This window comes from Flavobacteriales bacterium, assembly GCA_016712535.1.
Lineage (GTDB): Bacteria > Bacteroidota > Bacteroidia > Flavobacteriales_F > PHOS-HE28 > PHOS-HE28.
Genome location: JADJQW010000002.1, coordinates 676,690 through 702,597, shown reverse-complemented (window position 1 = coordinate 702,597; position 25,908 = coordinate 676,690). Strand labels below are relative to the sequence as shown.

The 25,908-nt window shown below is 62.6% G+C and carries 23 protein-coding genes; 16 read left to right on the top strand and 7 right to left on the bottom strand.

What is annotated here, in order from left to right:
• The 6 genes from IPK70_02780 to IPK70_02755 form a co-directional block, all read right to left on the bottom strand.
• Positions 1 to 984, bottom strand: a complete 984-nt coding sequence (locus IPK70_02780; protein ID MBK8226086.1) for a pyruvate dehydrogenase complex E1 component subunit beta — start codon at positions 982 to 984, stop codon at positions 1 to 3.
• A gap of 47 nt (positions 985 to 1,031) precedes the next feature.
• Positions 1,032 to 2,960, bottom strand: a complete 1,929-nt coding sequence (locus IPK70_02775; GenBank protein MBK8226085.1) for a sensor histidine kinase — start codon at positions 2,958 to 2,960, stop codon at positions 1,032 to 1,034.
• Between the two features lie 212 nt (positions 2,961 to 3,172).
• Positions 3,173 to 3,451, bottom strand: coding sequence for a hypothetical protein (locus IPK70_02770; GenBank protein ID MBK8226084.1), 279 nt, complete (start codon positions 3,449 to 3,451; stop codon positions 3,173 to 3,175).
• A 102-nt stretch (positions 3,452 to 3,553) separates the two neighbouring features.
• Entirely contained in the window at positions 3,554 to 3,661 is a 108-nt protein-coding gene (locus IPK70_02765; GenBank protein ID MBK8226083.1) for a T9SS type A sorting domain-containing protein, read from the bottom strand.
• Between the two features lie 75 nt (positions 3,662 to 3,736).
• Positions 3,737 to 4,039: a carboxypeptidase-like regulatory domain-containing protein gene (locus tag IPK70_02760; protein ID MBK8226082.1), complete on the bottom strand. Its 303-nt coding sequence runs from the start codon at positions 4,037 to 4,039 to the stop codon at positions 3,737 to 3,739.
• A 105-nt stretch (positions 4,040 to 4,144) separates the two neighbouring features.
• Complete coding sequence (locus IPK70_02755) at positions 4,145 to 5,521, bottom strand: T9SS type A sorting domain-containing protein (GenBank protein ID MBK8226081.1); 1,377 nt, start codon at positions 5,519 to 5,521, stop codon at positions 4,145 to 4,147.
• A 133-nt stretch (positions 5,522 to 5,654) separates the two neighbouring features.
• Here IPK70_02755 and IPK70_02750 point away from each other — a divergent pair, with 133 nt between their 5' ends.
• The 13 genes from IPK70_02750 (at position 5,655) to IPK70_02690 (ending at position 20,546) form a co-directional block, all read left to right on the top strand.
• On the top strand, positions 5,655 to 6,398 hold the full coding sequence (locus IPK70_02750; protein MBK8226080.1) for an electron transfer flavoprotein subunit beta/FixA family protein: 744 nt from the start codon (positions 5,655 to 5,657) through the stop codon (positions 6,396 to 6,398).
• 98 nt (positions 6,399 to 6,496) lie between these two features.
• Positions 6,497 to 7,435 (top strand): electron transfer flavoprotein subunit alpha/FixB family protein, encoded by a 939-nt coding sequence (locus tag IPK70_02745; GenBank protein ID MBK8226079.1) that lies wholly within the window; start codon positions 6,497 to 6,499, stop codon positions 7,433 to 7,435.
• A 127-nt stretch (positions 7,436 to 7,562) separates the two neighbouring features.
• On the top strand, positions 7,563 to 8,159 hold the full coding sequence (locus IPK70_02740; GenBank protein ID MBK8226078.1) for a bifunctional nuclease family protein: 597 nt from the start codon (positions 7,563 to 7,565) through the stop codon (positions 8,157 to 8,159).
• Between the two features lie 126 nt (positions 8,160 to 8,285).
• Positions 8,286 to 9,668: a Na+ dependent nucleoside transporter gene (locus tag IPK70_02735; GenBank protein MBK8226077.1), complete on the top strand. Its 1,383-nt coding sequence runs from the start codon at positions 8,286 to 8,288 to the stop codon at positions 9,666 to 9,668.
• Positions 9,669 to 9,772: 104 nt separating this feature from the next.
• Positions 9,773 to 11,410: a hypothetical protein gene (locus tag IPK70_02730; protein ID MBK8226076.1), complete on the top strand. Its 1,638-nt coding sequence runs from the start codon at positions 9,773 to 9,775 to the stop codon at positions 11,408 to 11,410.
• A gap of 152 nt (positions 11,411 to 11,562) precedes the next feature.
• On the top strand, positions 11,563 to 12,972 hold the full coding sequence (locus tag IPK70_02725; protein MBK8226075.1) for a chloride channel protein: 1,410 nt from the start codon (positions 11,563 to 11,565) through the stop codon (positions 12,970 to 12,972).
• Between the two features lie 210 nt (positions 12,973 to 13,182).
• A complete protein-coding gene (locus IPK70_02720; protein ID MBK8226074.1) occupies positions 13,183 to 13,977 on the top strand; it encodes a thymidylate synthase in 795 nt (264 codons plus the stop codon).
• Positions 13,978 to 14,259: 282 nt separating this feature from the next.
• Entirely contained in the window at positions 14,260 to 14,766 is a 507-nt protein-coding gene (locus tag IPK70_02715) for a dihydrofolate reductase (protein MBK8226073.1), read from the top strand.
• A gap of 85 nt (positions 14,767 to 14,851) precedes the next feature.
• A complete protein-coding gene (locus tag IPK70_02710; GenBank protein MBK8226072.1) occupies positions 14,852 to 15,652 on the top strand; it encodes a hypothetical protein in 801 nt (266 codons plus the stop codon).
• A gap of 159 nt (positions 15,653 to 15,811) precedes the next feature.
• Positions 15,812 to 16,933 (top strand): histidine kinase, encoded by a 1,122-nt coding sequence (locus IPK70_02705; protein MBK8226071.1) that lies wholly within the window; start codon positions 15,812 to 15,814, stop codon positions 16,931 to 16,933.
• Positions 16,934 to 16,941: 8 nt separating this feature from the next.
• A complete protein-coding gene (locus tag IPK70_02700) occupies positions 16,942 to 17,718 on the top strand; it encodes a response regulator transcription factor (GenBank protein ID MBK8226070.1) in 777 nt (258 codons plus the stop codon).
• Positions 17,719 to 17,774: 56 nt separating this feature from the next.
• Complete coding sequence (locus tag IPK70_02695) at positions 17,775 to 19,379, top strand: glycosyltransferase family 39 protein (GenBank protein ID MBK8226069.1); 1,605 nt, start codon at positions 17,775 to 17,777, stop codon at positions 19,377 to 19,379.
• Positions 19,380 to 19,472: 93 nt separating this feature from the next.
• Positions 19,473 to 20,546 carry a DUF2911 domain-containing protein gene (locus tag IPK70_02690; protein MBK8226068.1) on the top strand — a complete coding sequence of 358 codons (1,074 nt, stop codon included), beginning with the start codon at positions 19,473 to 19,475 and terminating at the stop codon, positions 20,544 to 20,546.
• A 48-nt stretch (positions 20,547 to 20,594) separates the two neighbouring features.
• Here the strand turns inward: IPK70_02690 and IPK70_02685 are convergent, their stop codons facing one another.
• Positions 20,595 to 20,948: a four helix bundle protein gene (locus IPK70_02685; protein MBK8226067.1), complete on the bottom strand. Its 354-nt coding sequence runs from the start codon at positions 20,946 to 20,948 to the stop codon at positions 20,595 to 20,597.
• 106 nt (positions 20,949 to 21,054) lie between these two features.
• On the opposite strand from IPK70_02685, the gene IPK70_02680 reads away from it, so the two are divergent.
• The 3 genes from IPK70_02680 (at position 21,055) to IPK70_02670 (ending at position 25,894) form a co-directional block, all read left to right on the top strand.
• Positions 21,055 to 23,595 carry a PIG-L family deacetylase gene (locus IPK70_02680; protein ID MBK8226066.1) on the top strand — a complete coding sequence of 847 codons (2,541 nt, stop codon included), beginning with the start codon at positions 21,055 to 21,057 and terminating at the stop codon, positions 23,593 to 23,595.
• A gap of 46 nt (positions 23,596 to 23,641) precedes the next feature.
• Entirely contained in the window at positions 23,642 to 24,013 is a 372-nt protein-coding gene (locus tag IPK70_02675; protein MBK8226065.1) for a four helix bundle protein, read from the top strand.
• A 72-nt stretch (positions 24,014 to 24,085) separates the two neighbouring features.
• A complete protein-coding gene (locus IPK70_02670) occupies positions 24,086 to 25,894 on the top strand; it encodes a sodium:solute symporter (protein ID MBK8226064.1) in 1,809 nt (602 codons plus the stop codon).
• Positions 25,895 to 25,908: the final 14 nt, after the last annotated feature.

Genomic DNA, 25,908 nt, shown 5'->3' with positions numbered 1-25,908 from the left:
TTACTTCACCAGGTACATCGCCTCCTTCACAGCGCGTACCACTTTCGCCGCGCTCGGCAACGACTCTTCAATGAGTCCCGGCGCGAAGGGCAGCGGGGTATCGGCCTGATTGATCCGCAGCACGGGAGCGTCGAGGAAATCGAAGGCGTCCTTCTGCACGCGGTAAGCGATCTCGCTGCTGATGCTGGCCACGGGCCAGTTCTCATCGATCACAACCAAGCGGTTCGTCTTGCGAACGCTGTTGATGATGGCGGCATGGTCCATCGGACGGATGGTGCGCAGGTCGATCACATCGGCATCGATCCCTTCCTTCTTCAATTCATCCGCAGCGGCGAGCGCCACCTTCATCATCTTCCCGAAAGAGACAATGGTGACATCCTTGCCTTCGCGCGCGATGGTGGCCTTGCCGATGGGCAGCAGGTACTCGCCATCGGGCACCTCGCCCTTGTCGCCGTACATGCGCTCGCTCTCCATGAAGAGCACGGGATCGTCGTCGCGGATGGCGGCTTTCAAGAGGCCCTTGGCATCGTAGGGATTGCTGGGCGTGATCACCTTGAGGCCGGGCACGTTGGCGTACATGGCCTCGAAGCTCTGGCTGTGGGTGGCGGCCAGCTGGCCCGCGCTGCCGTTTCCGCCGCGGAAGACAATAGGCACGTGGAATTGCCCGCCGCTCATCTGGAGCATCTTGGCGGCGTGGTTGATGATCTGATCGCTGGCAAGGACCGCGAAGTTCCAGGTCATGAACTCCACGATGGGCCGCAAGCCGTTCATGGCTGCGCCCACGCCGATGGCCGTGAAGCCCAGTTCGGCGATCGGGGTATCGATCACGCGCTTCGGGCCGAACTCCGCCAGCATGCCCTTGCTCACCTTATAAGCGCCATCGTACTCGGCCACTTCCTCACCCATGAGGAACACGTTCGGGTCGCGGCGCATCTCTTCGGACATCGCCTCGTTGAGGGCCTCGCGGAACTGGATGGTGCGCATGGTGCGGCTTGATTGGAAGGGGTGCGAAGGTATGCGGAGCCAATGGCCTAGCCGGCCAACGGAAAGCGGGCCCGCGCCTGGGTGCCCTTCCCTGGGGCGCTCTCCAAATGCAGCTCTCCGCCGAGCTCGGCGACCCGTGCTTGCAAGTTGCCCATGCCCAATCCTCCGCTCGAGGAAGTGGGGTCGAAGCCGACGCCATCGTCGGAGACACTGATCAGGAGTTCGTCCTCCTGGCGTTCCGCATCGATGGTGATCCGGGCGGCGCGCGCGTGCTTCAGCGCATTGGTCACCAGTTCCTGGACGATCCGATAAGCCGTGGTCTCTTCCTGCCGCTTCATGCGATGCTCCAGGTTGCGGGCCCGCAGCTCCACCTGCACCATTCCGCTCTTGTTCACGGCATCGCGCAATTCGATGAGCGCGTGCTGCAATCCGCGGTCCGCCAAGGGGCCTTCGGCCAGCTCATGGCTGACCCTGCGGAGCTCATCGCCCGCGCCATGGATCAGGTTCTTCACCATGGCGTACTGCTCCGTGGCGCCGACGGCCGGCATGCGCGCCTCGAGCCCTTCGAGCTGCATGCGGATGGTAGCGAAGGCGCCTCCCATCTGATCATGGAGGTCCGCCGCGATCCGTTTCTGCGTCCGTTCCTGCACCTCCATCAGGGCAGCCACGCTGCGCGCATCGTGCTGCGCGATCATCTGGTCGACTTGATTCAGGTGCAGCTCCCGCTCCTTCGCGGCAAGTCTTCTACGGACCAGAAGAGTCCGCCAGAGCAACGCAGCAGCCACGAGCAGCACGAAGGTCAGGGCGAGTGAGAGGTTGCGCTGCAGGGCCTTGCGCCGGTCTTCAGCGGCAGCGAGCTCGAGCCTCTGCTCCTGCTCGGCGATGCGCCGCTCCTTGCGCTCGGTGTCGAAGCGCACTTGCTCGTAGGCCATCCGCTCGTTGAAGCGCGCTCCTTTCAGCGAATCGGAGAGCTGCGTGTAGGCCATGAGGTGCACATAGGCCCCTTCCTGTTCGCCGATCCTCCGATTCGCTTGGTGCAAGGACCAGTGCATGCTGAGTGCCTCGTCGTGCATGCTACGCGACCGGGCCAGATCAAGCGCTTGCTGATACAGCTCAATGGCCCTGCGGGAATCACCGAGCCCTTCAACCGAGACGCCCATGATGGCCAGCAGCTTCACCTTGCCGATCTCGAATCCGACCGAATCGCAGATAGGAAGCGCGCGCTCGCACCGCTTGAGGGCGGATCCGAAATCCTTCGCATCGATCTCGATCATGGCTTGGCTATGGTGCAGCCAGGCGCGCAAGGCGGGATTGGCTGATCCAAGGGACGCCAGCAGGCTGTCGAAGACCAGGCTGGCCGCCTCCGGGTCACCGGCCTGTGAGGAAGCCAAGGCAAGATTGGTTGCAGCATTCTGCGCGAGCACATCGTAGCCGCCCTGTGTGGCCATGCGGAGCGCCGATCGATACTGCTGCTGCGCCGGTCCGAATCTCCCTTGCATGAAGCTCATGCTTCCCAAGCTGAACTCGACCAAAGCCAGGCCTCGTTGGTAATTCCTGGCCGACGCGATGCCGTCAGCGCGCTTGAGTGCATGGAGCGCCGCTTCCATATCGCCTTCCTCCAAGTGCGCCTCTGCAAGCACCACGAGCAGGTCAGCCGCATCAATCGGGAAAGCGGCCGTATCGAGGCCGGCTAGTCCATGCTCGGCAAGCAGCACGGCCTGCCGGGCGTTGCTGAAGCCCGTGCTCACCATGGATTGGAATCGGCTGGCGATGGAGCGCAATGGACCCGGGTCCAGCGGTGACCGGAGCAAGCTGTCGCAGAGCGCGCCGCATCGCAGGAAATCATCCTTCCGGTAAGCGGCAATGGCTCGTGCGAGCAGCGCCTGTTGATGGCCCTCCTGGTCACCGCGCGCAACGGCCTCCGCATGGAGCCCGGTCAGCATTGCCGTATCGCCACGCGCGCTTGCGTCGCGCAAGCGGTCGAACCATGCGTGTTCCGTTGTCTGCGCTGAAGAAGCGACTGAGCTCACAGCAACGAAAACCGGAAGGGCCCAACGGCCCGCGCTTGACCAGGCCTGTTGCGCACGAAGCAGGCGCTCAAGACATGAAGAGCCACTCATGATCACGGATCGGCCCATCGCCATGCGGGCCAAGATCGCATAAGGAAGCGCTTCAGAGATACGTCCCGCTAACCTCCTGTACGCCGTATGATGCAGGTAAGCTTGTGCGTTGGGCCGCCATCCAACGAGATATTGAAGGTGATCTCGCGATCCTCGGTGACTGAGCCATATCGGATGCCGGAGTCAACCGTATCCGTGGGGCCGGTTGATGGGTTCACCTCGATGTACTTCAGTGTGACCAAATCGCCATTGATCACGGTCTCATGGAGCTGGTGATCGTCTGGCCGGGTAACCAAGTACAGGTAGTTGGGATCGGCATCGATGACATCGACTTTGTAGTTTGACATGATCGGTTGATTAGGATGGTGAAAGTAAGGGACTGCCATCAACGGCAAAGGGGCCGCCTCATTGGAGACGGCCCCTTTGCTGTTGAGGTCTGTTGCGCCTGCTTACGGCTGGATCACCAGTCGCTCCGTGATGGCACGATCACCGGCCGCGATGCTCACCATGTACATGCCGGCGCTCAACTCACCATTGAGGTCGAGGGTGGTGCTCACGAAACCGTCTAGGTACGCATCGTTGGTGCGCACGGACTTCGCCTCGATCATAACGCCTTCCAGCGCAACTGAGCTCTAGCCCAAGGTGATGTTGAGCACCACCACTTCACCGCCCTTCGGGTTCACGGTCACTTCCTTGCTATCGTAGCCGATGTAGCGCACCAGGAGCACATGCGGACCGGGCGCATCGAGCACCATCGAGTAGCGGCCATCGAGATCGGTGGTGGTGCCCTTGCCGGGATCGCTCTTCAGCACCACGGCGGCGCCGATCAAGGTCTCACCCGCATTGTCGGTGACCTTGCCGCGCACGGTGCCTTGGGCAAGCAGGCCGTAAGACAGAAGCAGCCCAAGGAAGAGGAGCGGGAGTCTGAGCAGCATGGCAGGCGGGCCGGGGCCGCGAAGGTGCCGGGGCACACCGCAGCCCATGTTCCGCCACCATTAGCATTGATCTAGCGGATCATGTCCGCACGGTGAAGCCAACGCTCACTCCTTCGCGAAGCGCACCGCACGGCGCTCGCCACCCGCCTCCAGCACCATCAGGTATGCGCCGGTGGGCAGCTTGGCCACATCGAGCGTGGTGCGCTGCACCTGCGCATAGCTGCGCGCGAGAACGGTGCGGCCCAGGATATCGGCCACGCGCAGGGTCGCATTCACTGCGGCTGTGGACAATTCAACATTCAGCTGATCGCCTGCCGGCTGGGGCCAGACGCGCGCTGATGGCAAGCGCAGGTCATCGATGCCGGCGGTGACCACGTTCACGCAAGCGCTGGTGTCCACGCAGGCGTTCTGCGTGACGATCACCGCGTACTGCCCGTTGGCAGCAGCGGTGTACAACGGACTGATCGCGTTGGGGATGATGGCGCCGGTGAGGCAATTCATCCATTGGAAGGTGGCCCCCGTTGCTTGCGCCAGCAGCACATGTCCGGTTTGCGTAACGCCCACATTCACCGTTGCCTGAGTGAGTGTGAGGGTCACCGTGCTGTCGCAACCGCTGGGCGTGGGAAGCAGCGCCGTGTAGGTGCCGGGCGCCGTGATCAGCTGCCCATTGAAGTCGTAGGCTTCGTCCGGGCAGATCTGCGCGCTCACGCTTCCGCTGAGGGCCAAGCCTTGCACGAAGTTGCTGCTGGCACCGTTGAGCGCGAAGCCCGAGAGCGTGCCATTGAGGTTGCCGGTCGCGTCGGTGAGCGTGGTGATGCCCGCATTGCTCCCGCCAGCTGCGCCTTGGTTCATCCTGTAGTAGAGCCGCAGGTCATCATCGCCGGTATCGGCGCCGTATTGCCTTATGCATTCGAGCTCTGCCGCGGTCAGCCCTCGCCCCCAGAGGCCCACCTCCTCCACCTGGCCGTCGAGGTAGATCTGCGTGGAGCCCGGGATGGGCATATTGCCGATGCGGAAAGCGCCCGTGGTGGTGGTCACCGTGCCCGTGGCGGGAGCCTCGCCGAGCAACTGCGCGTCACGGTACATGCGCAGCAAGCTCCCATCGAAGGTGAGGGCCACGAATTGCCACGCGTTCAAGGTGAGCGCAGCGGTGCTGTCGAGCGTGACGATCTGGTTGGCGCTGTTGCGGAAACGGCCTTCCATGGTGGTGCCATAGGTCTGCAGCAGGTAGAAGTCGAAGAGCAGGTTGTCGCGGAATCCAGCGAAGGCCTCCATGTTGGGCCAGTTCGCATTCTGGGTCGGATATACCCAGCAGGTGAGGCTGAAGCCCGCGGCATTGGCGATCTGCGCGGAGGCGTTGTTCACCAGCACCTCATCGTTCACACCATCGAAGTCGAGCGCGTTCTGGGCCTGGGCGAATGAGGCCATCGGAGCCAGGAGCGTGACGGCCAGCAGGAGCCGGTTCAGCGTAGCATTCTCCATGGAATCGGATTGTTGCGCTAAGGAAGCCATTCCGGCGCGAAATGCCACCAACGCACAGGTTCGCGCTTGGGAGCCCGGGATTACTTTCGCGGCCCGCCGAACCGGCCACCGCGCCCGGCGTTCATCTGAAGCCATGAAGATCCTCGTCCTTCTCAGCCAAGTGCCCGATACCACTGCCCGCATCGCCTTCACCAATGGCGACACCCAGTACGATGGCAATGGCGTCACCTTCATCATGAACCCCTACGACGAATGGTACGCCCTGGTGCGCGCACTGGAGTTGAAGGAAGGCAAAGGCAGCGGAAGCGTCACCACCGTGACCGTGGGCGGTGCCGATACCGAGGCCACCATCCGCAAAGGGCTGGCGATCGGCGCCGATGAAGCCGTGCGGATCGACGCCCAGCCCACCGATGCGCTGCAGGTTGCCGAACTCATCGCCGCGTACGCCAAGGACAAGGGATTCGACCTGGTGCTCGCCGGCAAAGAGACCATCGACCACAACGGTGGCGTGGTGGGCGCCATGGTGGCCGAGCTTCTCGATATGCCTTACGTGGCGCTCGCCAGCAAGCTTGATGTCAATGGCGACACGGCCGTGGTGGAGCGCGACGTGCCCGGCGGGGTGGAAGTGCTGGAAGTGAAGCTGCCCCTTGCACTCAGCGCGGCGAAAGGCATGGCCGAGCAGCGCATCCCCAACATGCGCGGGATCATGGCGGCGCGCACCAAGCCGCTGAATGCAGTGGCTGCCGCAGCCACCACCAATGCCGCCAGCACCGTCAAGTTCGAGCTTCCGCCCGCCAAGGGAACCGTGAAGATGATCCCCGCGGAAGAAGCCGGCAAGCTGATCGAATTGCTGCATAGCGAAGCCAAAGTCATTTGAGGTTGAGGGTTGGAAGTTGATGACCGGTCGAGGGTTGAATGCCCGATCCGCCACAACCTTCAACCAGCGACCCGCAACCCCCAACCTGCCTGATAGAAATGAGCACCATCGTATTCATCGACACCCGGGGCGATAAGCTCCCGAAAGCCGCGCAGGAAGCCGTGACCTACGCAAGCCAGCTCGCCGGCGGGCCCGTGACCGCCGTGACCTTCGGCGATGCGCAAGGGCTTGAAGCGCTCGGTGCGAACGGCGCGAAGAAGGTGATCGCGGCGCGCGGCGTGAAGGCCGTTGACAGCCAGCAGCTCACGAAGCTCGTGTGCGATGTGGCCGCCGCTGACGGCGCCACCACCATCGTGTCGGTGCACGATGCCACCGGGAAAGCCGTTGCTCCGCGCGTGGCCGCGCGCTTGAAGGCCGGCCTCGTCGCGGGCGCCACCGGCATGCCCGAAGGCAATCGCTTCAAGCGCAACGTGTTCAGCGGCAAGGCACGCGCGCATGTTGAAGTAACGAGCCCCGTGAAGGTGATCAGCCTTTCGCCGAACAGCATCGCCATCGGCACTGCGGGCAGCAGCGCGAGCGTTGAGGATTTCAACGGCGACCTCGGCGCGGCGCGCATCGCGGTGAAGGAGCTGCGCAAGGCCGGCACGGGCATCCCCTTGCCCGAAGCGGAGATCGTGGTGAGCGCCGGCCGCGGCATGAAAGGACCCGAGCACTGGGCACCGGTGGAAGAACTCGCGCAATTGCTCGGCGGCGCCACGGCATGCAGCCGACCCGTAGCCGACATGCACTGGCGGCCGCACCACGAGCACGTGGGCCAGACCGGCGTGGCCATCCGCCCCAACTGCTACATCGCCATCGGCATCAGCGGCGCCATCCAGCACCTGGCCGGCGTGAACCAGAGCAAGGTGATCGCGGTGATCAACAAGGATCCCGAGGCGCCCTTCTTCAAGGCCGCCGATTACGGCATCGTGGGCGATGCCTTCGAGGTGCTGCCGAAACTGATCGAAGCGGCGAAGAAGCTGAATGCTGAACGTTAGGCCGGTGGGGGTTGAAGGTTGACAAGGGTTGCGGGTTGAAGGACTGCCCAACCCTCAACCTGCCTTCGCATCAACCTGCAACACCCAACCGCAGCAAAACCTACCTTCACGGCCCGCTGAGCAACGCATGGACAAGGTCGAGCTGAAGTTCCTCCGCATCACGTACAGCCACACGCACGCGGGGGCCTATGCGCTCATCCTCGCAGAGACCTTCGGCGATCGCCGCCTGCCGATCATCATCGGCGGCGTGGAGGCCCAAGCCATCGCCATCCAGGTGGAGAACATCAAGCCGGCACGGCCCCTCACGCACGACCTCTTCAAGAACGTGGCGGATACCCTCGGCTTCAACCTGAAAGAGGTGATCATCAGCGACCTGGTCGAGGGCATCTTCCACGCCCAACTGGTGATCGAGCAGGATGCCCGTGAGGTCACCATTGATGCCCGGAGCAGCGATGCGATAGCGCTTGCCCTGCGCTTCGACTGCCCCATCTTCACCTACGAGCCCATCCTCAGCGCCGCCGGCCTCAAGGTGGAAGAAGGCGAGGAAGAGCAGACCGAAGGAGAGCCGAAGAAAGAGCGCAAGGGCCGCGAGAAGAAATCGCTGGCCTCCACCCCGATCGAAGAGCTGCGCGGCATGCTCGATGAAGCGCTGGAGGACGAGGACTACGAGCGCGCCAGCAAACTGCGCGACGAGATCAAGAAGCGTGAGCAGCTGGGGAATTAGGCCTGGTGCAGGCTGAGTGGCTGACCGCCTCCGCAAGACGCTTCGGCGATTGAAGGTTGCGGGGTCGCGGTCCGCATATGGCTTGATGCCGCAGGAAAACCCATCTTCGCTCCCACCCAGGACGCCATGCTGAAACCGCTTCGCTCGCTTACGCTCCTTGCCTTAGCACTGCTGGCCGTGCCTGCATTCGCTCAAGGGTCACCGGCACCGCTCACCGGCGTGAGCGCCATGGGCATCGTTCGCGGGCTCGTGGGCATGCTCGCGGTCATCGCCATCGCATGGGCCTTCAGCGCCAAGCGCAAGCAGGTCGATTGGAAGGTGGTGGGCATCGGGCTCGGATTCCAGCTGGTGATGGCCTTGCTGGTGCTCTACGTGCCGCCTGCGCAATGGCTCTTCGAATTCGTGGGCAAGGGCTTCGTGAAGGTGCTCGACTTCACCAAGGCCGGCAGTGAATTCCTCTTCCGCGACCTGCTCAATGTGAAGAGCATGGGCTTCATCTTCGCCCTGCAGATCCTCCCCACCATCATCTTCTTCAGCGCGCTCACCAGCGTGCTCTTCTACTTGGGCGTGATCCAGAAAGTGGTGTACGCGCTGGCCTGGGCGCTCAACCGCACCATGCGCCTGAGCGGCGCCGAGAGCCTGAGCACGGCGGGCAACATCTTCCTCGGGCAGACCGAGGCGCCGCTGATGGTGAAGGCCTACCTGGACAAGATGAACCGATCCGAGATCTTCCTGGTGATGACCGCGGGCATGGCCACCGTGGCGGGAGGCGTGCTTGCGGCCTATGTCGGCTTCCTCGGCGGCGACGACCCTGTGCAGCGTCTGTTCTTCGCCAAGCACCTGCTCACGGCCAGTGTGATGGCCGCGCCGGGCGCCGTGGTGGTGGCCAAGATCCTTTTCCCGCAGACCGAGGCCATCGATTCCAAGATCGAGGTGGGCATGGACCGTGTGGGCAGCAACCTGCTCGATGCCATGAGCAACGGCACCACCGAGGGCCTGAAGCTCGCCGCCAACGTAGGCGCCATGCTGCTCGTCTTCTTCGCCTTCATCGCCATGGCCAACTACGGCTTCTTCAAGCTCGGCGCGGTCACAGGCCTGAACAGCTGGGTAGCCGATGTGAGCAACGGCAACTTCAAGCAGCTCTCGCTGGAGTTCCTGCTCGGCTACCTCTTCGCTCCACTGATGTGGCTGATCGGTGTGGCCAGCGAGGACATCACCCTCACCGGCCGGCTCGTGGGCGAGAAGATCATCGCCAGCGAATTCGTGGGCTATGAGAGCCTCGCCACCTTGAAGGCCAACGGCGCCTTCGCCTACCAGCGCAGCATCGTGATGAGCACCTACATGCTCTGCGGCTTCGCCAACTTCGCCAGCATCGGCATCCAGATCGGCGGCATCGGCTCGTTGGCGCCCTCGAGGCGAGCATGGCTGAGCGAATTCGGCTTGCGCGCGCTGCTGGGCGGAACTCTGGCCTCCTTGCTGAGCGCGACGATCGTGGGGATGCTGGTGTGAAGCCGGATCGCGCATCCTCACCGCTCCACGATGATCCAGGCGCATCACGTGCTCATGGCTCCGTGCGGCCGCGCTGTTACATTCATCGCCGCAACCGATCCCGCATGCCGCGCATCCTCTTCCTTCCGCTGCTCTTCCTCACAACCTTCCACGTTTCGGCTCAAGCCACGCTCATCCAGCAGGGCAAGCCATTCAGCAGGTCCCTCAAAGGCGGCACCGGCGATATCTACACCGTGGTCGATGGCCTCTTCGCCGCCGATGGAAGGCACCTGCTCTATGTGGAGGAAGGGCTCACGCCGAAGGCTGTGCGGTTGGATGCCCTGCTGCAGCCCAGCGAAGAGCTCGTGCTCAAGGATGTGCTGCTCGACGGGACGAAATGGACAGGCGTGACGCCGGTCATGACCGGCAAGCGCATGCACGTGCTGCTGGTGAGCGCCACCAAGAAGGGCAGCGCCTTCGGCATCGGAGAAGTGGATCCCAGCGGGGCGCTTTCGCTGAAGGGCTTCCGGAAGCTCGCTGACTTCGACATCGCCTACGCGAATGATCCGGCGAACACCATGGCCGTGCGCCCGTTGCCGGACCCGATCCTTTTCACGCGCGGTCTTGCCTTCGTGCAGCATGAGCGGCTGATCGCATCGCCAGACGGCCAGCATTACCTGCTCAACCATTTCACGCAGCACGGCAAAGGCAACAAGCGCATGGCGCTCGCCTGGCTCGACAAGGACCTCACCGTGCTCTGGCAGTCAACCGTTGAATTGCCATACGAGGATGCGAAGAGCAGCATCCATCAGATCGCAGTGAGCAACGATGGCACCATGCGCATGCTCACCTACCTGTTCAACTGCAAGGGTGAAGAGAGCATGGGCGACAAGAACTGCCATGAACTGCACCTGACCACGATTGCGGAGGATGGCAAGGCCGTGAGCGACCTCACCATCGAGAAGGATTTCGTGAGCAGCGCGCGCATGGCGATCCGCGAGAAAGGCACGATCAGCGTCGCGCTGCGCTATGGCGCGCTCACCGGTCAGCCGGGCACAGTGGTCACCTTCGATCCAGCAGACCCGAAGCTGAAGCCCACGCCGATCGCCACGCAACGACTGCCCGGCATCCGAAGAACGAAGCTGTTGGCCTTCGGCGACCCCACCGCCGATCCGCGCAAGCCCGTGGCGCGCACCGCGAAGGTGCCCGACGAGATCGTGGATCTTCTCGCAGCTCCTGACGGCGGCTTGCTGGTGGCGGAGACCTTCCTCCAGAACGACTTCATGCTGCCCGTGGGCGATGCGCTCGCCATGCGCCACCTGAGCGGGCCGGTGCGCGTGAGCCATGTCCAGGAGAACGACAGCATTGGCTGGCAACGCGCGGTCGATCGCGCACTGATGACCACGGCGGGACAGGCCTACGAAGGCAGCATTGCGGTACCGATGGAAGGCAATCTCCTCCTGTTGCACGGGCATGCACCGCGCGGATACGATGCCATCCTGCGCGCAGGCAGCGAAGCGGCGGGCACCAAAGAGCAGCGTCCTGCAGAGCCGCAAGTGCTGAAAGCCGTGTTCGTGAGCATGAAGGATGGCGCCGTGCAGCGCGAAGGCACGGCACTGATGATGGAAGAAGGCTTCGTGCCATGCCCGATGGGGACCGTGCTGGAATGGGGCGGCACGAAGGCCTTGGTGAAGAGCTACGACCGTGGCACGCAGTACCGGTTCTCCGTGATTGACCTGGGCAGGTTGGGGGAAGAGAAGTAGTTGGAGCTTGAAAGGTCGAGGGTTGATTGGAGGTTGAGGGTTGAACACCCGCCAACCCTCAACATGCAGCTGTGGCCTGCGCGTTGGCAACAACGTCCAGCCCCCAACCCCTGCTCACCTAGATTCGCGCGCCTGCTTGCTGCGCGCATGTCATGCCTGATCGCAAACACGACGACTCCTTCACTGATCGGTGGCTAGCATTGGGCTCCGCGCAATTGGAGCGCGTGCGCCAGTGGCTGGTGCAGAGCCGTGCGAAGGAGTTCATCCTGCTGGCCCTTCCCTACCAGATCTCAGCGGTCCTCACCGCGCTGGTGGCCGTGGGCTACACCTGGCTCTTCAATTTCGTGGGCGATTGCAACGCTGAGCTGCTGGCCATCGATCCGCGCTTGATCTTCATCACCGCGCCAGCGGGCTTCCTGCTCGCCTGGTTCCTCGTGTACCGGTTCGCGCCGCTCGCCAGCGGCAGCGGAATACCGCAACTGATGGCTGCCGTTGAAGTGGCCACCGACAAGAAGCGCGACCGCAGCGGGCGCTTCCTCAACGTGCGCATCATCCTGGTGAAGATCGCCAGCAGCCTATCGATGGTGATCGGCGGCGGCGCTGTGGGGCGCGAAGGGCCCACGCTCCAGATCGCCGGCAGCATCTACCGCACCGTGCATCGCCTGCTGCCGCCCTTCTGGCCAAAGGTGAGCCGCCGGATCATGATGATCACCGGCGGTGCCGCCGGATTGAGCGCGGCCTTCAACACCCCGCTGGGCGGGATCGTCTTCGCGGTGGAAGAGCTCACCAAGACGCACATGGCGCAGTTCCGCACCGCCGTGCTCACCGCGGTGATCCTCTCCGGAATGACGGCCCAATGGCTGCTCGGCCCCTACCTCATGCTCGGCTACCCGAAGCTGGCGCCCGCCACCGTGAGCTTCATGTACAAGATCCTGCTGCTCTCGGCCATCGCGGGCATCACCGGCGCCGCCTTCTGCCGCATCGTGCTCGCCATCGATAAGTTCCGACGGAACCTGAAGGGATCGCTCGCGCATGCCGGCTTCGCGCTGGCGGCGGCCTTTGCCTTCGCCACTGTGGTGTACCTGCTCGGCAACGTGGCCATCGGCAGCGGCCACACCCTGCTCGAGGACCACCTCTTCGCCGACGATCCCGATGCCGGTTTCCAGAATGTGGCCGCGCGCGTGCTCGGCTCGCTCTCCAGCGTGAGCGCGGGCGGGGCGGGCGGCATCTTCGCTCCCTCGCTCGCCAGCGGCGCGGCCATCGGCGGCTGGCTCACCGATGCGCTCGGCCTCGCCGACAACCGCGGCCAATTCAACCTGCTGGTGCTCGCGGGCATGACGGCCTTCCTCAGCGGCGTCACCCGCTCGCCCTTCACCAGCGCCATCCTCGTGCTGGAGATGACCGACCGCCACAGCGCCATCTTCCAGCTCATGTACGCCAGCGTGGTGGGCTACCTCATCGCCTACGTGGTGGACCGAAAGAGCTACTACGAACGGATGAAGGAGCGGCTGTTGCGGGCGATGCCGGAGTGGAAGGAGGGTGAGGCAGAGGTGACGCGCTGATTGGCCCTCACTCGTTCCTTGATGCCATCGTGACCTTAAAAGCGGCATTGATGGACGAATTCCGTGAAGAAGATCACGATTTGATAAGGAGCGCAGGGGCGCCGAAGACCAGGGAGCCTGTGATTGCTTCGCTTCGTGAGGGTTATCGACACCCGTTAGCATCTACGTCCTCCTCGGCTGGATCACGCCGGTAAATTCGCGGGCAATCCCATGCATCAGTACCACTCCCTCCTCTCCCACATCCTCGCCCACGGCGCGCAGAAGCACGACCGCACGGGCACCGGCACGCTGAGCTGCTTCGGTTACCAGATGCGCTTCGACCTGAACGACGGCTTTCCGCTGGTGACCACCAAGAAGCTGCATGTGAAGAGCATCATCCACGAGCTGCTGTGGTTCCTCGCGGGGGATACCAACATCAAGTACCTGCAGGAGAACGGTGTGAAGATCTGGGACGAGTGGGCTGATGCCGAGGGCAACCTGGGGCCGGTTTACGGTTACCAATGGCGCAGCTGGCACGCACCCGATGACCGCGTGATCGATCAAATCGCCAACCTCGTGGAGAGCATCAAGAAGAATCCGGACAGCCGCCGCCTGATCGTGAGCGCCTGGAACCCCGCCGATGTGGACCGCATGGCCTTGCCGCCCTGCCACGCGCTGTTCCAGTTCTATGTCGCTGATGGAAAGCTCAGCTGCCAACTCTACCAGCGCAGCGCCGATGTGTTCCTAGGCGTGCCCTTCAACATCGCGAGCTATGCGCTGCTCACGCTGATGGTGGCGCAGGTGTGCGGCCTGGAACCAGGCGAGTTCGTGCACAGCTTCGGCGATGTGCACCTCTACAACAACCACATCGAGCAGGCCAAGCTGCAATTGAGCCGCGAGCCGCGCGCGTTGCCGCGCATGGAACTCGATCCCACGGTAACCGATCTCTTCGCCTTCCGCTTCGAGCACTTCACGCTGAAGGACTATGACCCGCATCCGCACATCAAGGCCGAGGTCGCGGTGTAGATGTGGCAATGCGAGTTGCCCATTCGATACCCTCATCACGGCTGATGTTCGTCCATGAATGCACCTCCACCTTTTGCTTCGCCAAAAGGTGGAGCCAAAAGGCGACCACGGCCAAGCCCTTGGCCTTCGCCGCACGACCTACCGCACTATCGGCTCAGGCCGGGCCGCGCAGGCCGTGGACACCTACCGCACGCTGTACCTGCGAGGTCTGCGTCATCTGACCGATTCATGGCCTCAACACGCGTTGTTCAAGAGTCTCATCAATAAGCCATTGATTCGATCATGATCGTTAGCGCCATCGCCGCCGTCGCGGAGAACGGCATCATCGGCCACCAGGGCGATCTGCCGTGGAGCCTGCCCGACGATATGGCCTGGTTCCAGCGCCATACCAAGGGCCATCATGTAATCACCGGCCGCAGGAACTACGAGAGCATCCCCACGAAGTACCGTCCGCTGAAGGGCCGCGTGAACCTCGTGGTGACCCGCAACGCCGGGTACGAGGCACCCGGCGCGGTGGTGGTGCCCGGCATCGAAGCGGCGTTGGAAATCGCTCGCGCCGCAGGTGAAACGGAAGCCTTCGTGATCGGAGGCGGCGAGATCTACCGCGAGGCTTTCGCAATGGGACTGGTTGAGCGGCTTTACCTCACGCGGGTGCATGCCCACATCCCCGGCGATACCCGCTTCCCGGAGATCGTCCCGGCTGAGTGGCGGGAGCTGAGCAGGCAGCGACACCAGGAGGATGAGCGTCATGCCCACGCCTTCAGCTTCGTTATTTTCGAGCGGATCTGAACCCTTGGCGCAATGGATGCGTCAAAGGCCGCGTTCCAACCCAACCAAACACCACAAAACCAGCGCCGGGCAACGGCGCAAGACCATGAAGAACCGCAAGCTGATCCTCCTGATCCCCGCCTTCGCCATCGGCCTCCTGGCCTGCCGGAAGGACAAGACCGAAGCCCCCGATATGGACTATACCGCTGCCAGCGACAACGCCCGCGCGGACGACATCTTCAACGACATGCTCTCGATGGTGGACAAGGCCGTTGACGACAATGGCCTGCGCGACCTGTGCGACCCCACCGTGACCTTCGATACCACGACCACCCCACGCACCATCACCCTCGACTTCGGCGACGTGAACTGCACCGCCTCGAATGGCCGCTTGCGCCGCGGGCAGATCCTGGTGAGCTACACCGGCCGTTACCGCGATGAAGGGACGGTGATCACCATCACCCCGGTCAACTACTACGTGAACAACAACCTCGTCACCGGCACCAAGACCGTGACCAACATGGGCCTGAATGCCAACGACCAGCCCTACTTCGCGATCGCGGTGAACGGCACCATCACCGCCGGCGACGGCAGTTGGGTGGCCACGCATCAGGCGCAGCGCGTGCGCACCTGGATCCAAGGCTCCGGTACGGCGCAGCTGAGCGATGATGTGTACCTGATCACCGGCGGTGGCAGCGGCGTGAACCGCAATGGCATCCCCTATGTCACGGAGATCACCTCGGCGCTTCGGATCGAATTGGGCTGCAACTGGTACGTGGTGAGCGGCACCGTGGTGGTAACCCCCACCGGACGCCCCGCCCGCACCATCGACTACGGCAACGGCGCCTGCGACGGCACCTTCACGGTGAGCGTGAACGGACAGACCTACACGATCACCATCGGCTGACCACGCGTCACGACCGTTGTTCAGCAAGGCCATCGGAGAACCGGTGGCCTTGCTGCTTTCAGTGCTCCGGATATTCATCCAACCGCCCATCCCAGCCCTTGCCGCTCATCACCATTCGTCCCACAATGCCTTGGCAGCGGGTCTAGTTTCGATGCCGCCATGACCTACTTCCGGCGCGTGCCCATCCGCTACCGCACGGTGATCATCACCGCCGCCGTGCTGGCCACGCTGTTCCTGTTCCAAGCGTACATGCACCATTTCGTGTACAAGGACCTGAAGGACATGGGCGAGTTCCGTTGGTGGCGCGAAGCACCGGTGCCCTACCTCAACTTCTTCTTCTGGGCACTGCTCTGCCCCTTGGTGTACATCATCTTCCAGCGCTGGCCCTTCACCACGAGGCCGCTCGGACCCGTGATCGCGGTCCATATCGGATTCGGCTTCTTGATAGCCGCCTTCCACGAAGTGGTGACCTCTTCCATCTACTACAGCATCCTTCAGTCACTCGGCGAGTTCGACTTCTCCGATCCCAAATACCGCGACTGGGCTTACCACGCATTGTTGCCGGCCATCTTCACCCGCACCATGGAATACTGGGTGCTCATGGGCGTGCTGGTGGCGCTTGATAGCGCCCGTTTGCGGCGCGTGGAGCATGAGCAGCTCCTGCGCGTGAAGAACGAGTTGCAGGCCACGCAATTGAGCGCGCTGAAGAAGCAGCTTCAGCCGCACTTCCTCTTCAACACCTTGAACACGGTGAGCGCCCTGATGGACGAGCACATCGGTGACGCGCGCAAGGTGCTGAGCCGCCTGGGCCAGTTGCTGCGCATCACCCTGGACCAGAGCCGTGCGGATAAAGTGGCGCTGGAACAGGAGATCGATTACGTGCGCAATTACCTCGACATCGAGAGCATCCGCTTCCGCGACCGGCTCCTGGTGCGCTACGATGTGCCGCCTGACCTGATGAAGGCCCAGGTCCCCGGTTTGGTGCTGCAGCCATTGGTGGAGAACGCCATCAAGCATGGAACAGACAGTTCGCATGAACGCGTGGAGATCACCGTGCGCGCCCAACGGGTTGATGGACGGTTGGCGCTCATGGTGGCGGACAACGGAAAGGGCTGTCGGGATGTCCATAAGGCCATGAGCAATGGCGGCATCGGCCTGCGCAACGTGCGTGAGCGCATGCGCCTCCTCTACGGCGATGCCGGAAATCTCATGATCTCATCGCCGGAGGGGATCGGATTCACCGCAACCGTCAACCTTCCGCTTGACTTGAACACGAACTGAACAGCACCATGAAGCACATCCGGACCCTGATCGCCGATGACGAGCCCGCAGCGCGCGCGCGGCTTATCCGTCTGCTGGCCCAAGACGCCGAAGTGGAACTGGTAGGCGAATGCCGCAACGGCCACGAAGCGGTGGAAGCCGTGAACAAGCATCGGCCCGACCTCGTCTTCCTTGATGTGCAGATGCCCGGCCTCAATGGCCTTGATGCCGTGGACCGCATGCCGAACGACCGCATGCCCTTCGTGGTGTTCGTGACGGCGCACGACCGATATGCGCTGAAGGCCTTCGATGTGAGCGCCGTGGACTACCTGCTGAAGCCTTATGACGACGACCGCTTCTTCGCATCGCTGGAGAAGGCCAAGCGCCACATCGACATGAAGCTCAACCACCGCCTCACTGGGCGGCTGATGGACCTCGTGCGCGAGCACATGCACGCCAAGAGCGAGCACATCGAGGCCTTCACCATCCGCGACAAGGGCCGCGAGCACAAGGTCAACGTGAGCGACATCCTCTACTTGCAGGCCGAAGGCAATTACCTGCGTCTCCAGCTCAAGGACCGGCACCTGCTGCACCGCATGACGATGAACGCCGTGGAGACCGAGTTGGACCCCGTGCGCTTCCTCCGCATCCATCGTAGCTACATCGTGAACCGTGCCCATGTGCGCAACGCGCGCTACAGCGGCAACAACGAATTCATCTTCAGCATGGCCAACAACGAGCGCATCGTGAGCGGCCGCAGCTACAAGGAACAGATCGCGCAGGCACTGCAGGAGCAGCAGGCCTGAAGCCTTGGTCGACTTGACAGGTCGGCCCATTCCCCTATTTTCACGGCCCTTTCGCCGTGGAGACCCTTCGCCGCCCTGCCCCAGCAACAGCCATTGAGCAGGATGCGGCCGCATTGAAGCCTGAGTCTAGCCGAACGGCGGGCTTGCATCTCGTATCGCGTTGGGCGGTGCCCATGCTGATGGCCGGCGTGGGCGTCGTGGCCGCTATCCATGCCCCGCAAGCCATCGACCTTGGCGATGAGGGATTCTTGGCCCACAACGCGCAGCGCGTGATGCAGGGCGAATTGCCGCACCGCGATTTCTATTCGCTCCAGGGCCCGCTCTCCTCGTTCCTCGCAGCTGCCTGGAGCTCCATCTTCGGGCTCTCTTTCCTGAAGCTCCGCCTGTTCGGGGTGGTCCTGCACGCTGTCATGGTGCTGCTCACCTACGCTATAGCGCGGCGATTCTCGGGCCCCGCGTGGGCATTCGCGGCAGGTGCGCTGGCCGTGATCACCGGGCTGCCGCACATGCACTTCGCGCCGCTCGCGGTGTGGCAGGGGATCACCCTCAGCTTGGCGGCCATTGCGCTCGCGCTCCAAAGCATCCGCCGGCCCGATGGCAAGCTCGCCGTTGCATCAGGGGTCGCGGCAGGGCTGAGCGTGCTCGCGCGACACGACCAAGGCGCCTATTTGGTGATTGCCATACTCGTTCTCGCAGCGGCCTTGCGCGCAGTGCATGGCACGCGGCTCGCGCCCGGGCCTCGTTTCCGTTTGGGAGCCTGGATGCTCGGGGCTTCTTTGATCGCGGCGCCGGCAGTGCTCTTCTTCTGGGCCAGCGGTGCGCTGCCTGCGATGTGGGAACAGCTCGTGCTCTTCCCGCTCACGCGCTATGGCGCAACCAGCGCGTTGCCGATGCCGAACCTGGATCAGGAAGGGCCCACCGGAAGCCTGTTGGCCTTCGTCGCCTTCCGCTTCGGTCCTTTGCTCGCATTGGTGGGCTTGGCGCTGATCGCTATTCGCTGGCGACGTGCTGGCTATGGCGAAGGCGAGGCCATCGGGTTGTTCCTCACGAGCTGGGCTTTGCTCTTCCATATGCAAGTGACGGTGCGCTCCGATCTCGCACACCTCGTGCTCACGCTATCGCCCGTGCTGGTGCTGCTTGCGTGGTTGCCTGGGTATGCTATGCGTGCATTGGGAATGGCTGAACAGCGCACCCTGTGGAAGCCCATCATCCCTGCAGCAGGAACCATCGGTTTCGCATCGATGTTCATTATCGCATGGCACATGCTGTTGCCTCCGACCGAAGTCCATGCGCAACCCATCACCTCTGAACAAGCGGGGATCTTCGAGAATGACGCCGCTGAGACCAATGCCGTGCTGGCTTCGATCATGGAGCATTCCGCACCCGGCGATGCCCTGCTCGCCCTGCCCTACCATCCGGCCTACTATGTGCTCGCCGACCGGCGCAATCCGACACGCTGGGGCTACCATTGGCCCGGCGACCGCACCGACGCGGAACTCGCGCAATTGATCGCGCAATGCGAGCAGGACATGCCCGCCGTGGTGGTGATCCATGATCGCGACAGCACCGCGACCTACCTGGGGCCCGTGGTGGAATGGGTCGAAGCGCATTACGAGCCCATACAGCCCGGTGCCGATCCGGTGATCTACCTCCCGCGGTAAAGCCCACGCTCCGTCACGCTTTGCACGGTGCGCACCCTTGCGGCCATGCCGCTCCAAGAGCGCGGCTAGTTTCAGGCCGCATACCTACTGAACATGAAAGCCTGCATTCAACAAGCCATCATTTGCGGCCTGCTCCTTAGCGCATACCCCTTCCGCATGCCCGCGCAATACTCGCAGCTGGATCTTCCGCGAGAGAGCCAGGCCGCGAACATCTCCCAGCGCATCGGCATCACCGACATCACCGTGGCTTATAGCCGACCGGCGGTGAATGGGCGCAGCATCTGGGGCGAAGTGGTGCCGTTCGACAAAGTGTGGCGCATGGGAGCGAATGAGAACACGGTATTCTCTTGCACGCACGATGTCTCGATTGAAGGGCAGGCCCTTCCCGCAGGCACTTACGGCTTGCATGCCATCCCGAATAAGGACAAGTGGACCATCATCTTCAGCAAGGACCACACCGCCTGGGGCTCGTTCTTCTACAATAAAGAGAAGGATGCCCTGCGCGTGGAGGTGTTGCCGCGGACCTGCGAGATGACCGAGCTAGTGACCTTCGGCTTCGCGGATGTGAAGAAGGACGAGGCGACCTTGACGATGCGTTGGGAGAAAGCCGAAGTGCCGATCCGCATCGGCGTGGATGTGAATGGGATCATCCTCGCGAGCATCGACGAGCAACTGCGTGGAATCGGCGCATTCGCTTGGGAAGTGTGGTACGAGGCCGCGCACTACTGCCACGAGCAGAAGATCGCGCCGGAGCGCGCAATGAAGTGGGTGGACATCAGCATAGCGCGCGGGGCCAACTTCGAGAATCAGAGCTTGAAGGCGACGATGCTCGATGAGCAGGGCAAGACCGCGGAAGCAGCGGCATTGCGCAAGGCCATGATCGATGGCGCCACGAACGCGCAACTCAACACGTACGCTTACCAACTCGCCAACGGGGGCAAGCTGGATGAGGCTGTGCGCCTATTCGAGCTGAACGCCAAGCGCCACCCAACGGACCCGAATGTGCATGACAGCCTCGGAGAGGGCTACATGATGGCCGGCAACAAGGAGGCTGCGATCAAGTCCTTCAAAAAGAGCCTGAGCATGAATCCGCCCGAAGGTGTGAAGGCGAACTCGATCAAGTGCTTGAAGAAACTGGGCGTGGATACTACTGCGTGGGAGGAGTGAACGCGCTTCTGGCCATTGGCCGCTGGCTGCTGGCCGATCAGCCCGTGCTCAAGAGCCCAGAATGCCCATGAAGGCGGCAAGTTTCTTCTGTTCCAGTTCGATGTCATCCAGGAGCTTCGAGAGCCGGTCCTGCGGCACCCAGTTCCTGCGTTGAACGATGAGGATCTGCGTCTGGAGTTCGAATGCCGAACCCAATGCGATTTCGTGGAATCGGTACTTGTCCTTCTCACTTCGCCGTGAGTTTCCCTCAGCGATGTTCGAAGCGATGGAAACGGCTGAACGCTCGGCTTGATCACGGAGCTTGCCCGTCTTCTGCCAAGGAACCTCCTCGAACAAGGTGTACACCTGATCGACGATGTTCATCCCAAGCTGCCAGATCTCGAGTTTCTTGAAGTCGCGCATAGCGGGGTGCTTTCCACGAAGATCGAGAGGAAACCGCGCCGTACGGTCAATGGCCAATGGCCTGAAGCCAGCGGCCAATGGCGCATTAGCCTTCTACCTTCGGCACATGCACTTCTTCTTCTCCCGCTCACGACTTACCCTCAGCGCGCTCCTCGGTCTTTCGCTCTCATCTTTCGCCCAGCGCCCCCCCGCCCAGCCCCACGCCGCCGAGATCCTGCACCGCATGCAGAAGCTCAACGTGCTGGGCAGCGTGCTCTACATCGTGGCGCATCCCGATGACGAGAACACCCGCCTGATCGCCTGGCTGGCCAACGGCAAGAAGGTGCGCACCGGCAACCTCAGCCTCACGCGCGGCGACGGTGGGCAGAACCTCATCGGTCCCGAGCTGGGCGACGCGCTGGGCATCATCCGCACGCAGGAGCTGCTGGAGGCGCGGCGCATCGATGGCGGCGAGCAGTTCTTCACCCGCGCGGTGGACTTCGGCTACAGCAAGAACGCCGCCGAGAGCTTCGCGAAGTGGGGCAAGCAGGAAGTGCTCAGCGATGTGGTGCGCGTGATCCGCATGTTCCGGCCGGACATCATCATCACCCGCTTCGCGCCCGACCGCAGCGCGGGGCACGGCCATCACGAGGCCAGCGCCATCCTCGCCGAGGAGGCTTTCGACCTGGCCGGCGACCCCAAGGCCTTTCCGGAGCAGCTGGAGCAAGGGCTGGAGGTGTGGCAGCCGCGTCGCCTCTTCTTCAATGGTAGCACTTGGTGGAAGAAGGACCTGGCCGACATCGCGAAGAACGACCCCGACTGGTTCACCGTGGACGTGGGCGGCTACGACCCGCTGCTGGGCCTGAGCTACACCGAGATCGCCGGGCGCAGCCGCAGCATGCACAAGAGCCAGGGCTTCGGCGCGGCGGAAACGCGGGGGGAGATGCTGGAGTACCTCAAGTTGGTGAAAGGTGACCGGCCCAAGACGAAGGACATCTTCGAGGGGATCGATATGACGTGGGGGCGGCTACCTGAGTGCGTTGGCGCCGCAGCCGCTCTGCAACAGCTAATCGGCACATTCAACCCGCTTCGTCCAGAAGGGTCGGTCGCCGGGCTGAGGGCTTTGAAGGAAACATGGGCGAGCAGCGTTGACCCATGGATCGAACATGTCCGCTTCCTAGTGGATCATCTTATTGCGGATTGCAGCGGGCTGGTGGTCGAGATGCTCGCTGAGCAACATTACGTGACACTTACTCAGCAGTCCGACTCAGTAACACTGCGAGCACTGGTTAGAAACCCCATCGATGTTCCATTATCTGTATTCGCATCGGGAAGCGTTGGCCCGTTTATGGGATCACTGAAACACAACCAAGTTCTTCAGTATCGCTACTGGCCTTCCCAGCTTGGCCAACTTGCGGTGGACGCACCCTACTGGCTGAGCACACCTCATTCCACCCTTTACCATGTGAATGATCCCAAGCTGATCGGCAAGCCGACCATACCGAACAGCCTGTCCTTCCAGTTCCGCTATGATCCTGATCGAGCCTATGCTACAAGTAACACGACCACGCTGAAACGTTGGGTCGACCGCGTGGCCGGTGAACGCATCCGTCCGGTGTACATCACGCCTGTGGCCTCGGTGATCCCGAAGAGCGATGTGCTTATCGCCAAAGGCGGTCCCAAGATGATCAGTGTGGATGTGGAAGCACTGACGGACAGCTTGCGTGGTGAGCTTACCGTCTCGGCACCCCTTGGCTGGCTCATCGCTGCGAACAGCTCTGGTTCTGTGAACATGGGCGTCACCATCAACAAGCGCAACGAACGGAACAGCTTTACCGTGAGCGTTGAGCCGACCGCACAAGCTCAACCGGGTAGCCTGAAGTTCGCCTTCACCGGCCCCAAGGGCACCGCCGACCGCACGCTGCACGAGATCGACTACCCGCACATCCTACCGCAGGTTTACTACACGCCCGCCGAAGTGAAGCTGGTGCCGCTGGATGTAAAGACCACCGCCAGGCGCGTGGGCTACGTGAAAGGCGCGGGGGACGATGTGCCGCAGGCCTTGGAGCAGCTCGGGGTCATCGTGGAGTTCATCGAGCCCTCCGCCGCGAAGCTGGAGGAACTGAAGAAGTACGACGCCATCGTAACCGGCATCCGCGCCTACAACGCCACCAAGGGCATGAAGGAGCTGCACCCGCTGCTGCTGAAGTATGCAGAGGAAGGCGGTACGCTCATCGTGCAGTACAACACCACGCCGCGCTTCGCGGTCTCCGGTGTGGAGGATTTCCAGATCGACCCGAGCACGCTCGGCCCCCACCCTTTCAAGATCACCCGCGACCGCGTGACCGTGGAAGAGGCGCCGCCCACCTTCCTGAATCCCAAGCACCCGCTGCTCACCACACCGAACGCGATCACCGCCTCCGACTTCGACGGCTGGGTGCAGGAACGCGGCCTCTACTTCGCCGGCGATCTCGGCGACAAGTACACCCCGCTCATCGCGTGGAACGATCCGGGCGAACAAGCGCTCTCCGGCGGCCTCATCACCTGCGACCATGGCAAAGGGCGCTTCATCTATACGGGCATCAGCTTCTTCCGGCAGTTGCCGGCGGGGGTACCGGGAGCCTATCGGTTGTTCGCCAATCTGATATCACCTCGGGGTGGTAAGTGAATGTAAAATGTAGAATGAAGAATGTAGAATGTAGAACTGCTGGGGCATGGAAAGGAATTACGATATCGAAGAGCGATGCTGTGTGTTCGCGGCCGCAGTGGTGAAGCACACCGACAACATGCCGAACACGCGCGCCGGAAATCACCTGGCCGGACAACTGCTTCGGAGCGGTACAGCGCCTGCCCTTCACTACGGAGAGGTGCAAGGAGCAGAGTCGTCACGCGACTTCATCCACAAGATGAGCGGCGCATTGAAGGAGCTGCGCGAATCGAAGAACAACCTGCGCGTGCAAGTGCTTAGCGGGATGATGGACATCAAGAACAACGAGCATGCCTGGCTGATCCAAGAGTGCGGCGAGCTGGTCGCCATCTTCACCGCCAGCGTCAAGACCGCCGAGCGCAACAACCAAAGGAAGTGACGCCGACCTTGTACGTCGCCTCATTCGCACGTCTACATTCTACATTTTTCATTCTTCATTCCATCCCTCGCGATGCACCCCCTCGACTGGCTGATCCTCCTCGGCACCCTCGGCTTCATCGTGGGCTATGGGGTATGGCGCACGCGGCGGGAGACCAGCAGCGAGAGCTACCTGCGCGGCGGCGGCGATGAGCGTTGGTGGGCCGTGGGGCTGAGCGTGATGGCCACGCAGGCCAGCGCGATCACCTTCCTCAGCACACCGGGTCAGGGCTACCTCGACGGGCTCGGCTTCGTGCAGTTCTACTTCGGGCTGCCGCTGGCCATGCTGGTGATCAACCGCGTCTTCATCCCGCTCTACTACAAATGGAAGGTGTACACCGCCTACGAGTTCATCGGCAAGCGCTTCGATGCGCGCACGCGGCTGCTCACGGCCGGACTCTTCCTCATCCAGCGCGGGCTGGCGGCCGGCATCACCATTTACGCGCCCAGCATCATCCTCAGCAAGGTGCTGCACTGGCCGCTCTCTTGGACCTGCGTCTTCATCGGCACGCTGGTGATCCTCTACACCACCACCGGCGGCGCCAAGGCCGTGGGTGTAACGCACAAGCAGCAGATGGCCGTGATGTTCGGCGGGCTCTTCGTGGCCTTCGGGCTGGTCGTGTGGTACCTGCGCGAGCACATCGGCTTCGTGGAAAGCCTGCAGCTGGCCAGTGCACTGGGCAAGACCCAGGTGATCGACACCAGCTTCGACCCCAGCAACAAGTACACGCTGTGGAGCGGCCTCATCGGCGGCTTCTTCCTGCAACTGGCCTACTTCGGCACGGACCAGAGCCAGGTGCAGCGCTACCTCAGCGGCCAGAACGCCGACCAGGCCAAGCGCGGCTTGTGGATGAACGCGCTGCTGAAGATCCCCATGCAGTTCTTCATCCTGCTCACGGGTGTGCTGGTGTTCGTGTTCTACCTGTTCAACTCGGCGCCGGTGCATTGGAACTCGAGCAACACGAAAACAATGGATCAACTCTTCGACACTGGTGGGTACCAGGTCGTTTGCCAGCGAAGGGGAGGCATTGACCTTCCATTGGAAAACGCGACCAGTGGTTCGGATCAACAGCGCTACACCGCAAGCGAAACCGAGGGCTCTGAGTATGAGAGGATCCGCGGCGACTTTGAATTCAACTCTCAGAGAGTGCATCGAGCAGCTACTAATTGGGTCCGGTCCCACCGCGCCGGCGAGCCCACGGACAACGAACAACTGACAACCGCCCTGGCTGAGGACAAGCGTCTCCGTGAAGCCTACCGCGCCGAGGTGAAGGCCACCCTCCCCGACGCCGAGGCCAACGACAAGGATTACATCTTCATCACCTTCATCATGGACCACATGCCCATCGGGATCATCGGGCTGCTGCTGGCCATGATCTTCAGCGCGGGCATGAGCAGCACCAGCGCCGAGCTGAGCGCCTTGGCCACGACGAGCGTGGTGGACGTGGTGAAGAAGAAGCGCACCGACGGCGAACAGGTGCGCGCCACCAAGTGGGCCACCGTGCTCTTCGGGCTGCTGGCGCTGGCCTTCGCGGCGCTGTTCTCTCTCTTCGAGAACCTCATCCAAGCGGTGAACATCATCGGCTCGCTCTTTTACGGCACCATCCTGGGCATCTTCCTGGTGGCCTTCTTCCTCAAGCGCATCGGCAGCCTGGCGGTATTCCTCGCGGCGTTGATCACGCAAGCGCTCACCCTGCTGCACTATGCGCTGGACCAGTGCGACGTGTTCGCAACAGCTCAGGGAGATCCGCTTGAGCTTGCTTTCCTCTGGTACAATCTGCTGGCACCGGCGGTGCTTATTGCCTTAGCGCTCGCCATCCAAGCTTTGCAGCGGCAGCGTTGAAATGCAGAAGCCCC